Source organism: Proteus faecis (assembly GCF_030286765.1).
Classification (GTDB): Bacteria; Pseudomonadota; Gammaproteobacteria; order Enterobacterales; family Enterobacteriaceae; genus Proteus; species Proteus faecis.
In genome coordinates this window covers 220396-232225 of sequence record NZ_JASVWV010000006.1, presented here as the reverse complement: position 1 = coordinate 232225, position 11830 = coordinate 220396, and the positions used below count along the sequence as shown (strand labels likewise).

At 40.1% G+C, this 11830-nt stretch carries 16 protein-coding genes; 2 read left to right on the top strand and 14 right to left on the bottom strand.

Features of this window, described 5'->3' with window-relative positions; translation table 11 throughout:
* From QSH13_RS10500 to QSH13_RS10465, 8 genes are all read right to left on the bottom strand, one after another.
* On the bottom strand, positions 1-128 hold a 128-nt coding region (locus QSH13_RS10500), incomplete at its 3' end, for a GTP-binding protein (RefSeq protein WP_228407520.1).
* Between the two features lie 67 nt (positions 129-195).
* Complete coding sequence (gene fusA, locus QSH13_RS10495) at positions 196-2310, bottom strand: elongation factor G (protein WP_109395850.1); 2115 nt, start codon at positions 2308-2310, stop codon at positions 196-198.
* Between the two features lie 78 nt (positions 2311-2388).
* Positions 2389-2859 carry a 30S ribosomal protein S7 gene (gene rpsG, locus QSH13_RS10490; RefSeq protein ID WP_004246897.1) on the bottom strand — a complete coding sequence of 157 codons (471 nt, stop codon included), beginning with the start codon at positions 2857-2859 and terminating at the stop codon, positions 2389-2391.
* Positions 2860-2956: 97 nt separating this feature from the next.
* A complete protein-coding gene (rpsL, locus tag QSH13_RS10485; RefSeq protein WP_004236497.1) occupies positions 2957-3331 on the bottom strand; it encodes a 30S ribosomal protein S12 in 375 nt (124 codons plus the stop codon).
* Between the two features lie 127 nt (positions 3332-3458).
* The gene (gene tusB / locus QSH13_RS10480; RefSeq protein ID WP_109395851.1) at positions 3459-3752 is read right to left on the bottom strand and encodes a sulfurtransferase complex subunit TusB; all 294 of its coding nucleotides are present in this window, start codon (positions 3750-3752) and stop codon (positions 3459-3461) included.
* Positions 3753-3783: 31 nt separating this feature from the next.
* Positions 3784-4152, bottom strand: coding sequence for a sulfurtransferase complex subunit TusC (tusC, locus tag QSH13_RS10475; protein ID WP_006534697.1), 369 nt, complete (start codon positions 4150-4152; stop codon positions 3784-3786).
* A complete protein-coding gene (gene tusD / locus QSH13_RS10470) occupies positions 4152-4547 on the bottom strand; it encodes a sulfurtransferase complex subunit TusD (protein ID WP_109395852.1) in 396 nt (131 codons plus the stop codon). Before tusD ends, tusC begins: the two co-directional genes overlap by 1 nt.
* Positions 4548-4556: 9 nt before the next feature.
* Positions 4557-5261 carry a helix-turn-helix transcriptional regulator gene (locus tag QSH13_RS10465; RefSeq protein ID WP_185901386.1) on the bottom strand — a complete coding sequence of 235 codons (705 nt, stop codon included), beginning with the start codon at positions 5259-5261 and terminating at the stop codon, positions 4557-4559.
* 633 nt (positions 5262-5894) lie between these two features.
* Here QSH13_RS10465 and QSH13_RS10460 point away from each other — a divergent pair.
* On the top strand, positions 5895-6776 hold the full coding sequence (locus QSH13_RS10460) for a DMT family transporter (RefSeq protein ID WP_109395854.1): 882 nt from the start codon (positions 5895-5897) through the stop codon (positions 6774-6776).
* Between the two features lie 95 nt (positions 6777-6871).
* Here the strand turns inward: QSH13_RS10460 and fkpA are convergent, their stop codons facing one another.
* Together fkpA and QSH13_RS10450 are read right to left on the bottom strand one after the other, a co-directional pair.
* Entirely contained in the window at positions 6872-7621 is a 750-nt protein-coding gene (fkpA, locus tag QSH13_RS10455; protein ID WP_109395855.1) for an FKBP-type peptidyl-prolyl cis-trans isomerase, read from the bottom strand.
* Between the two features lie 18 nt (positions 7622-7639).
* Positions 7640-7813: a hypothetical protein gene (locus QSH13_RS10450; RefSeq protein WP_162556438.1), complete on the bottom strand. Its 174-nt coding sequence runs from the start codon at positions 7811-7813 to the stop codon at positions 7640-7642.
* 267 nt (positions 7814-8080) lie between these two features.
* Here QSH13_RS10450 and QSH13_RS10445 point away from each other — a divergent pair, with 267 nt between their 5' ends.
* Positions 8081-8299 (top strand): SlyX family protein, encoded by a 219-nt coding sequence (locus QSH13_RS10445; protein WP_023583298.1) that lies wholly within the window; start codon positions 8081-8083, stop codon positions 8297-8299.
* 80 nt (positions 8300-8379) lie between these two features.
* Here QSH13_RS10445 and slyD read toward each other — a convergent pair whose 3' ends face one another.
* The 4 genes from slyD to kefG form a co-directional block, all read right to left on the bottom strand.
* A complete protein-coding gene (slyD, locus tag QSH13_RS10440; protein ID WP_286039077.1) occupies positions 8380-9006 on the bottom strand; it encodes a peptidylprolyl isomerase in 627 nt (208 codons plus the stop codon).
* Positions 9007-9094: 88 nt separating this feature from the next.
* Positions 9095-9298, bottom strand: coding sequence for a YheV family putative zinc ribbon protein (locus QSH13_RS10435; protein WP_036914399.1), 204 nt, complete (start codon positions 9296-9298; stop codon positions 9095-9097).
* Positions 9299-9311: 13 nt separating this feature from the next.
* Complete coding sequence (kefB, locus tag QSH13_RS10430; protein WP_109395856.1) at positions 9312-11165, bottom strand: glutathione-regulated potassium-efflux system protein KefB; 1854 nt, start codon at positions 11163-11165, stop codon at positions 9312-9314.
* On the bottom strand, positions 11165-11716 hold the full coding sequence (kefG, locus tag QSH13_RS10425; RefSeq protein ID WP_109395857.1) for a glutathione-regulated potassium-efflux system ancillary protein KefG: 552 nt from the start codon (positions 11714-11716) through the stop codon (positions 11165-11167). Before kefG ends, kefB begins: the two co-directional genes overlap by 1 nt.
* Positions 11717-11830: the final 114 nt, after the last annotated feature.

Below are 11830 nucleotides of genomic sequence, written 5' to 3'. Positions count from 1 at the left end.
GCACCACCGTAAGTTTTAGCTAAAACTGTAGTGATTGCAGCAGTCAGAGTTGTTTTACCGTGGTCAACGTGGCCGATAGTACCAACGTTAACGTGCGGTTTTGAACGTTCAAATTTTTCTTTAGACACGACTATATTCCTTAATATCGCTCCCTCAAATAGAGGGAGCGTAAACTAAATTGAACTCGAAAGGATCTTATTTCGCTTTACGAGCTTCGATAATAGCCTGAGCGACGTTGCTAGGCGCTTCGCTGTACTTCAAGAACTCCATAGAGTAAGAAGCACGACCTTGAGTTTGTGAACGCAGGTCAGTTGCATAACCGAACATCTCAGCCAGTGGTACTTGAGCACGGATGATCTTACCAGTAGGCAGATCGTCCATACCTTCAACCATACCACGACGACGGTTTAAGTCACCGATAACGTCGCCCATGTAATCTTCTGGCGTTTCAATCTCAACTTTCATGACTGGCTCAAGCAGAATTGGCTTAGCTTTCATGAAGCCGTCTTTAAATGCCATTGATGCGGCGATTTTAAACGCGATTTCTGAGGAGTCAACATCATGGTAAGAACCATAATGTAAACGAGCCTGAATATCCACAACAGGATAACCTGCTAATGGACCAGATTTCAGCTGTTCTTGAATACCTTTATCAACAGCTGGGATGAATTCTTTAGGAATTACACCACCAACGATATCGTTGATAAATATGTAGTTCTCTTCACCACCTGCTGGTAATGGAGACAGGTCAATAACAACATGACCATACTGACCACGACCACCAGATTGTTTCGCGTGTTTACCTTCGATATCAGTTACTGTATCACGAATAGTTTCACGGTAAGCAACCTGTGGTTTACCTACGTTCGCTTCAACTTTAAATTCACGACGCATACGGTCAACTAACACGTCTAAGTGCAGCTCACCCATACCAGCAATGATAGTCTGACCAGTTTCTTCGTCACTTGATACGCGGAAAGATGGATCTTCCTGAGCCAGACGGTTCAGAGCGATACCCATTTTTTCTTGGTCAGCTTTAGTCTTAGGTTCGATAGCAACAGAGATTACTGGCTCTGGGAATTCCATACGTTCTAAGATGATTGGTGCTTCAATTGCACACAGAGTATCACCTGTAGTAACGTCTTTCAGACCGATAGCAGCAGCGATGTCGCCTGCACGAACTTCTTTAATTTCTTCACGCTTATTAGCATGCATCTGAACAATACGGCCAAAACGTTCTTTTTTGTCTTTAACCGGGTTCAGAACTGTGTCACCTGAGTTTACAACACCAGAGTACACACGGAAGAATGTTAAGTTACCAACAAATGGGTCAGTTGCGATTTTGAATGCCAGAGATGAGAATGGCTCTTCGTCGCTTGAATGACGTTCTGCTGGAGTATCTTTACCGTCTGGTAACATACCTTTGATTGCAGGAACATCTGTTGGTGCTGGCAGGTATTCAATTACCGCATCCAGCATTGCCTGAACACCTTTGTTCTTAAATGCAGAACCACAGGTAACCAGGATAATTTCGTTATCTAGAACGCGTTTACGCAAAGCAGCTTTAATTTCTGCTTCTGTCAGTTCTTCACCGCCCAGATATTTGTCCATCAGTTCTTCTGATGCTTCAGCAGCAGATTCAACCAGGTTGTTGTGCCATTCTTCAGCTAAATCTTGCAGATTTGCAGGAATGTCTTCGTATTCGAAGGTAACACCTTGGTCTTCTTCATTCCAACGGATTGATTTCATTTTAATTAAATCAACAACACCGGTGAAATTTTCTTCAGCGCCTACTGGGATTTGCAGTGGAACTGGGTTTGCTGCCAGACGTGTTTTGATTTGTTCAACAACACGCAGGAAGTTTGCACCCATACGGTCCATTTTGTTAACGAACGCGATACGTGGTACATGATATTTGTTAGCCTGGCGCCATACTGTTTCTGACTGAGGCTGAACACCACCAACTGCACAGTAAACCATAACCGCGCCATCAAGAACACGCATAGAACGTTCTACTTCGATTGTGAAGTCAACGTGTCCTGGGGTGTCGATGATGTTTACACGGTGAGGCTCAAACTGTTTAGCCATACCAGACCAGAATGCAGTAGTTGCTGCGGATGTGATAGTAATACCACGTTCCTGCTCCTGCTCCATCCAGTCCATTGTTGCTGAACCTTCGTGAGTTTCACCAATTTTATGGTTTACACCGGTATAAAACAGAATACGTTCACTTGTAGTGGTTTTACCGGCATCGATGTGCGCACTAATACCGATATTACGGTAGCGTGCTATGGGGGTTTGACGAGCCATTTTTTCCTCTCTCGTGGGCGTTCAATTCAGGTAAAGGACAGCAGAGCTGTCCTGAAAAGAGTTGCAATACTCCGTGGATTACCAACGGTAGTGTGCGAACGCCTTGTTTGCATCTGCCATACGGTGAACGTCTTCACGTTTCTTAACAGCAGCGCCTTTGTTTTCAGCCGCATCAGATAATTCATTTGCCAGGCGAAGAGCCATGGATTTATCACCGCGTTTACGAGCAGCTTCAACAATCCAACGCATTGCTAATGCATTACGACGAACTGGGCGTACTTCAACTGGAACTTGGTAAGTTGAACCACCAACACGGCGGGATTTAACTTCCACAGTAGGACGTACGTTATCTAATGCGATTTCGAACGCTTCCAGTTCAGTTTTGCCTGAACGCTGAGCCAGGGTCTCAAGCGCATTATATACGATAGATTCTGCAGTAGATTTTTTACCGTCTACCATCAGAATGTTTACAAATTTGGCCAGCAGTTCTGATCCGAACTTAGGATCTGGCAGAATTTTACGTTGACCAATTACACGACGACGTGGCATGGAAATACTCCGTTTAAATTCAGGGTTGTCCAAAACTCAATGAGTTTATTTTGACATTAATAGTGAAAAATGTTTGGCCTTACTTAACGGAGAACCATTAAGCCTTTGGCTTCTTCACACCGTACTTAGAACGAGCTTGTTTACGGTCTTTAACACCGGAACAGTCCAGCGCGCCGCGAACAGTGTGGTAACGCACACCTGGTAAGTCTTTAACACGACCACCACGGATTAAGATTACGGAGTGTTCCTGCAAGTTGTGGCCTTCACCACCGATGTAGGAAGAAACTTCGAAACCGTTAGTCAAACGCACACGGCATACTTTACGCAGTGCTGAGTTTGGTTTTTTTGGAGTGGTAGTATATACACGAGTACATACGCCACGTTTTTGCGGGCAAGCTTCCAGAGCTGGAACGTTGCTTTTAACAACTTTCGAGCTACGAGATTTGCGCACCAGCTGGTTAATAGTTGCCATTTAAAAAAAGCTCCTGGTTTTTGCTTCGTAAACACGGATTTGAACTCTGTCTTGTCAACAAGACAAAACATGAGGACGCAGAATTTTATTGCTGACGGGCTCATGTGTCAAGAATTATACAGCAATTCTACGCTCCCCAATGAATTTGTTGGGGGTGTTTTACCGTTAAATCGACAAAATCACCATAATTGATGAGTTTAATATGATGAGATACTTGATCTTTTAGGCCTCTTGCCAAAACATCATCAATTAATGCGTAAACTGAAATTTGCTGTTGAAGACAATATTTTAATAAGGGATTCTCTTCAAGGACTGCCAGTACACCATCTTGTATTAACAAAACATCATCTTCTTTTGTCAATAAAGATAAAAAAGCCTCTAAATCACTTTGATAAATAGAGACGGAATAAGTATACAACATAACCGTTCAACCTTCCTGACTAACTTCTGTATTAAAAGCGTAATACCACATCATATTCACTCAATTTTTGAGCAATATCTTGTTGGGATATCACCTGCGCATCCAATACAAAAGAAGTTTGAGAGGATAATCCACGATGAACCATGTCTTTTAGTGATATATAGACGTTTGTCACATCATACAAGGGTAGCACTTTGAATGTTGCAGCATGATGACGTGACAATACCCCTTCAGGCTGTTGATTTTCAACAAGTTGAAACACACCATCAGAGATAAAAAAAACACCAATATCTTCTGTTAATGCAGAGGTTGCAAGTAAAGCATCTAAACCTTCTCGCCCTGCACTATTACCATGAGGTGCTTGAGTAAAAAGGAATGCAACTGAATTCATTTTCTTCATTAAAATTGCACCACACGAGAACAAGTCAGCATAGCTTGAGCCAGTGAACCCAAACCACTTAATTCAAATTCAGGTGCCATGTTATAGTTCACTATTTCCAGCTCTTTGGCCTGCTGTTCATCGATAATTCCTCTACGCAATGCGGCAGCAACACAAACATGTAAGGGAATTTGATGTTTTTTCGCCAACGAAACCCACGCTTTAGGAAGATCAAATTCATCATTTGCAGGCGATACCAATTTATTGGCATTCACAACACCTTCTCTATAGAAGAAAATTTGTGTAATTTGATGCCCTTTTTCAATAAGGGCATTTGCAAATAAATAGGCACTTGAAGCTTGTTCAGTTCCGTAATGAGGCCCCGTAACCACTAAACAATATGTCAAGGAACTCATAATGTTACCTTATTCTCCATTTTTAAACTGGCGAATATAAAGATACACAGTATGTTTTGAAATATTTAAGCGGTCTGCAACCTGATTAATGGCATCTTTAATATCAAAAATACCTTTCTCATAAAGGCTTAACACAACTTGCTTATTCTTAGCATTATTCGCGACTTCACGATCATTATTTACTTCTTCAATCGTGAACTCTAATGTTTGAGCCACTAAATCATCAACTGATGAGGCAAAGTTAACATCAGATGCAACTTCATGTGTTTCTTCAGGAATAAAGGTTTTGATTACTTCAGAGAATGGAACATCAAGGTTCATATTGATACACAATAAACCAATGACTCGACGTTCACGATTACGAATAGCAATCGTGATCGATTTCATCAATGCACCACTTTTCGCTCTAGTAAAGTAAGCCTTTGAAAAACTTGAATCTTCATCTGTAATATCATGTAACATTTGTAATGCCAAATCGGTAATTGGAGAACCAATCTTACGACCAGTATGTTCTCCATTCGCGATTTTAACCGCTGAACATTTCAAATCTTCCAGAGAGTGCAATACGATTTCGCAATGATTGCCAATGAGCATTGCCAAACCATCCACGGCAGCTTCATAAGACTTTAGTATTTCGTGATCAGTTTGAGTAAAAGGTCGGCTATCTAGTTTTTCAAACTCGCTGCTGTCACCATTAAATAACGGGCTAGACATTTGATTAATAATCCTTAAAGGCTTTAATTATGATAATGACTTGAGGTTCTATTTTTTATAACGATTCGTCATTGCGGATCAATTCAATATTGAAAAAATTTAAATATAAAAACAGAATTAAGAACGATTCTGACGTTAGATCGCCAGAAGATCTACGTCAAGTGACTTAAAATAAGAGCTTTGTGATAGGTCACAGCTTTTTTCATTTTTCTTCATATTTTGTACTCATCCCCTCTTTTTATTTTTTGAAAAATGCCTTTTTTAGGAGTGAGTGGGATAAAAATTGACTCTATTAAATAGATTACCTATATTCCAATTTATTGTTATTTTAACGAATAATTAATCCCGCCAATATACTGATGAAATGCCAATCTCAGTAAACTTCATCAATAATAGGATTAATTTCTGTTGCATCTATACCTATTGAGAGCCTCGCTTCCCCGGCCGATGAAAATCAATACAACAGTTATTGTTGCAACTTACATTGCTTGATTGATTTGCTTGATAACGTAGTTAACCAACATCGATATAATGATATGTTTTTTATATTTATTCATTGATATTTTATCAATTAGCTAATGATCACTAAAAATAATCAAGCTCTCTTATTGCTTATTTTATAGGTATATCATCATGTACTTACGTCAATATTGGGCAAAATTTGGTCCAACGACATTATTCGTTTTATTGTGGAGTAGTGGCGCTATCTTTTCTCGCTGGGGCTTAGATAATGGTAGCTCATTTGCTATTTTAACTTGGCGTTTTATTATCGCATTAGCATTTCTCTCTTTTTTGTGTATTCAGCGCCATCGTTTTTTACCCCCCAAAGGAAGTCGTTTAAAAACGGCATGGGTCGGCTTACTAATTATTGGTGGCTATTCCATCTGTTATCTTTTAGCTCTCGCTAATAGCGTTACCCCGGGAATGTTAGCCACAATTATGGGCGTTCAACCGATTATTACACTATGGATAATAGAACGTAATTTTACAGCAACACGGCTACTAGGGCTTTTAATCGCCTTAGCTGGATTAGTGTTAGTCGTTGCCCAAAGTTTATTTAATACAGCTTTCTCATTGACCGGAATGATTTATGCTTTAGTTGCACTACTTTGTATGAGCTTTGGTGCAATCTCACAGAAAAAACTGCAATTAGCACCAATGGATGCTCTGCCATTACAATATGTTGTTAGCCTAGTATTGTGCTTATTATTTGTGCCATTCCAGCCTTTTCATGCCTCATTAGACATAGGCTTTATCATTCCTGTGCTTTGGCTTGCCGTGATCATTTCTGTTGTTGCTCAATTGCTATTATACCGCTTACTCTCAAGTGGTAACTTAGTTAATGTTACAAGCTTATTCTATTTAGTACCCGGAGTGACGGCCTTAATGGATTATATTTTCTTGGGCAATAAGATGTCGCTACTTAGCTTGGCAGGAATGGGGGCTGTTATTATTGGTTTGCTGTTTGTATTTAAAAAAAACAATACAATCATTATTAAAGAAAAAATCGATTAATACTATATAAGTTAATAAATTATATACGTTAATAAATTATGTATTAGAAACAAAAATGCTGACATAAATGTCAGCATTTTTTCTTTAGAAATAAATTACTTGTCGCTTTCAACACTCAGTAATTCAATTTCAAACACTAAGGTTGAGTTAGCTGGGATACCGCTAGTTGCACGTTGTCCATAACCTAATTCAGGTGGAATAACTAATTTGATTTTACCGCCTTCTTTAATGTATTTCATACCTTCAGTCCAACCAGGAATAACGCTCTTCAGGCTGATTGTCAGAGGTTCTTTACGATCATAAGAGCTATCAAATTGTTTACCATCAATCAGCATACCCTTGTAGTTTACAGTAACACGGTCAGCATCTGTTGGTGTTTTTCCTTTACCCGGATTTTCAACTAAATACAGTAAACCGGATTTGGTTTTTACCACACCTTTTTCAGCAGCAAATTCTGTGCGGAATTTATCACCAGCAGCTTTGTTTTCAGTCGCTTCTTTTTCCATTTTTGCCGTTGCTGCAGTACGGACTTGATCTTCAAAAGCCGCTAATGTTAATTCAATTTCAGCATCTGACAATTTAGATTTACTATTAAATGCATCCTGAACACCTGCTAACAGTTGTTTAGAATCTAAAGTGATACCAATATTTTTTTGTTCTTGTAATGCAGCTTCCATATAGCGACCCATCGACGCACCTAACGCATAGGCATTTTGCTCATTTTGAGTTTTAAATGCGCTATTTAGTGTTGGCACTTTAGCGGCTTCTTCAGCGAATGCATGCGGTGCACTGAATGCGAAGGCTAAACTAGTTGCCAACAACGTCGTTTTTATTAAAGATTTCATCCCATTCTCCAGTATATGTTAGTGAGTCGCGACGTTTTGCAAACGATCAACATAGATCTTCACCAAAACGTTTTGCATCACTTCTTGCTGCCGTTGCGGTATATACTCGTCATACTTCAAGTTGTCGCGTTGTTGACTGAGTTTATTTACACGAGTCACATACGATGTATGTGTTCTTAGTGACTTATTCACTTGTCGCCTAGTCGCACCTCGAATATTTAGAGTATAAACCTCATCCACGGGTAGCAATTTTATATGAATTTAAAAAATTTGCCGACACTCTTAACAGTTAATGTTAGGATTTTTGTCAGCACAGAGTGCTACCACATTAGCAAAATAGTCTTTTATCTCAAACCAGATTTATGTCTTCCTGTGTATATATCAGTAAATAAGATTAAATTTCGCAAGTTTGTTAATCATAGTCGTCGTAATAGGACATTTTAAAGGAGGAAAAACACAATGGATATTAAGGAAGTAGAGCGATTGCTCATTCAATTAGAAAGCAAAGTTGCTTTCCAAGATGCGACTATTGAAGAATTAAATCAGGTGGTCACACAGCAACAAATTGAAATTAGTCGCTTTAAAGAAGCCTTAAAAATTGTTTCTGAGCGTCTAAAAAATTCTCAAACCTCAATACTTGCTAGACCTGAGGATGAAACTCCTCCACCTCACTATTGAGTTGTTGTTCGCTGTTAATATCAACGCTGAAAACAAAAAAGGAGCGCTTAAACGCTCCTTTTGATCTTTTCAAAGAAAGATTAGTGCTGACAACCACAACCGCCATTGCCGTGGCCGTGACCATGACCGCCGCCACAGCATCCACCTTCTTCACCGTGTGAATGACCATGACCGTGACCACCGCCACAGCATCCGCCTTCTTCACCGTGACCGTGGCCACCACAACATTCGTGCTCTTCTTCTTCACCATGTACGTGACCGTGAGCTAATTCTTCTTCAGTCGCTTCACGAATTGCAACGATTTCAACATGAAACTTCAGGTTTTGACCTGCTAACATGTGGTTACCATCAACAATAACTTCGTCACCTTCAATACCTGTAATTTCTACTGGTACTGGACCTTGGTCAGTATCGGCCAGAAAACGCATACCCACTTCTAACTCATCAACACCCACAAAAACATCTTTCGGTACACGTTGAACTAAGTTTTCGTCATATTGACCATATGCATCATCAGAAGCAACTTCTACGTCGAATTTTTCACCAACTTCTCGACCTGTTAATGCATTTTCTAAACCACTGATTAAAGAACCACGGCCATGCAGATAGTCTAACGGTGCGCTCACCGTGGACTCATCAACTAAAACACCGTCTTCTGATCTTACTTGATAAGCCAGACTAACTACCAAGTCGTTTGCTACTTTCATGACATCTCCTACATACCCGTGGGCAAAATTTTCCCGATTGTAACGAAAAATAAATCTTCTGTATCGGGTTATATCAAAAAACCTATAATTATTGTGGTGTAAAGATCCCAATGACTTGTTCATTTTCACGAACAAGTGAGTTAACTTCACCCTCTGTTTGCCGTTGTTGATGGCCACATTTCGCACATTCCACAATATCCACTTTATCTTCACGCCACATTTTAAGTGTATCTTGAGCTTGACAGTGTGGGCACACAGCTCCTGCAATAAAGCGTTTACGGGTTGCAGACATGGGGGCAGTTCTCCTATTTATCAATAGATTTTTTTTCTTGATGTATTTGAGGAATGTCTTCTGTTAAAGATTCATCCCAAACATCAGGCTGATGGTGCTCTTGACGAATCTCTTCACTAAAGAGTTCCTCAAGTTCCCGCCTCGCCTCTTTTACTCGTGAAACGTTAGAGACTTCTTCAGGAGATTCATCCACCAGCTTTCTCAATAAGTTAATATCCAGACGACGAAAATGCTGTTGTGCCCGATAAGCTTGATGAGGATGCATGCCTAAGTTAATTAACGTTTTACGTCCTAATTCTAAGGCACTAGAAAATGTTTCTCGGCTAAAATCTGTCACCCCCGCTTTGAGCAACTCATGAGCCTCAACACGACCTCTTGCCCTTGCAATAATATGCAAGTTAGGAAAATGATGTTGGCAAAGATGAACGATTTCCATCGTAGCTTCGGGCTCATTACTGGTGATAACAATAGTTTTAGCATGCTCAGCACCAGCAGCACGTAATAGATTGAGATCGGTGGCATCACCGTAATAAACTTTATAGCCATATTTACGCATGGTGCTTATACTGCCGACATCATGCTCTAATACCGTGACATTAACCTTGTTCGCCATTAATAAACGCCCTACAACCTGTCCCATTCGACCAAATCCGACAAGAATGACCTCAGGGTGGTTATTTTCAACAAAGGGCTGTTCGTCCGTTTTAGCTTCATTATAACGACGAGCAAACACAGCGTCTGTCATTTGCATCACAACCGGCGTTGTCATCATAGAAAGTGTGACAACAACCAACAATAATGCCATTTGCTGACTTTCTAATACGCCCATTGCCATAGATGTCGAGAAAACAACAAACGCAAATTCCCCACCTTGGCTTAATACAGCTGAAAATTGTAAGCGTGTAGAAAAGCGTAATCTGGCTAACCAAGCGATACTATAAAGTATCAATGCTTTCACAATAACCAGAACTAAGACACCCAATAATACTTGGGGAAGATAACGCCATAAAATACCGATATCTAAAGACATACCGACAGAGATAAAAAAGAGTCCTAAAAGTAGACCTTTAAAAGGTTCAATAGAGATCTCCAATTCATGTCGATATTCTGAATCTGCCAATAACACTCCCGCAATAAAGGTTCCCATTGCCATTGAAAAACCTAGCGTTTCCATAAAAATAGCGGCACCTAATACCACAAGTAGCGCAGCAGCAGTAAAAACTTCCCTTACTCCAGATTTCACAACTAAGCGTAGGAGTGGACGTAATAAATAACGCCCACAAATCAGCAATCCAGCAAAAGCAGCCACTTTCAAGCCAATTCGATACCAATCACTGCTTGCCGTTTCTCCGGCTAACAAAGGAATAACGGCAAGGATAGGAATAACCGCCATATCTTGGAAAAGCAAAACAGCAAAACCTAATTGCCCACCTTCATTATGATTCATTCCTTTCTCATTCATAAGTTGCAATGCCATCGCCGTAGAAGACATCGCAATACCCAATCCACCAATAACGGCAGCCTGCCATGAGAAAGAAGTAAAAACGAGAATGAGCCCAGAAAAAATAGAAGCAGTTAATACCACCTGCATTGAACCCACACCAAAAATGGCGCGTCTCAATTCCCATAACTTAGCTGGATTTAATTCCAAACCAATAAGGAACATTAAAAAGACCACACCTAACTCAGCAAAATGTAAGATATTGTCGACATCTTTAAACAGTCCTAATCCCCATGGTCCAATGGCAATACCGGCAATCAAATAACCGAGTACTGCACCAATTTTAAGACGTTGGGCAATAGGTACCATAACTACAGCGGCACACAGGAAAAAGAGCACAGCTTTAATCATCCAATTATCTTCCATTAAGCTTGCTCCCCTTCAAGTGGCGCACTTAACCAATGGCGATAAGCTTCACCAATATGGGTCAGTGTTGTTTTAGATTGTTGTCTTGCTGAATACACAATCATTGGTGATAGCCAGCGCATACCACACATTTCTGCCATTAATTCCAATGGGCGTAATAATTCCGTGAGTGTATAGTGATTCTTCCCATTATGTTGATAAGCTTGCTCTGGCTCGCCCGTTGTAATAACACAACGAAATGACTTACCCTTTAATTGCGCTCTACCTGCTTTGTTAGCAAATGGCCGAGTTAACACTCTGTCTTGCCACTCTTTTAATAATGCTGGGCAACTATATGTTTGCAACGGAAATTGAAAAACGATCACTTGGTGCTGACATAACAAAGATTGTTCATGGTGTATATCAATAAAAAAATCAGGATAAGTAGCATATAAATCATGGATAGTTATATTCTCTAAATCCCTCACCGCTTTTAATAACGCTTTATTGGCAATTGATTGGCGCGGCTCGGGATGAACATACACCAGCAATACATTTGATGCGTTTGACATCATTCCTCCTTACAAAACGTGTCAGAAACTGTTTTTTCCGTTACCATGCACGCATTGTGACCAACTGTTACGAACAACTTACTCTATATATTAATTTACATACTCTTAATAGAC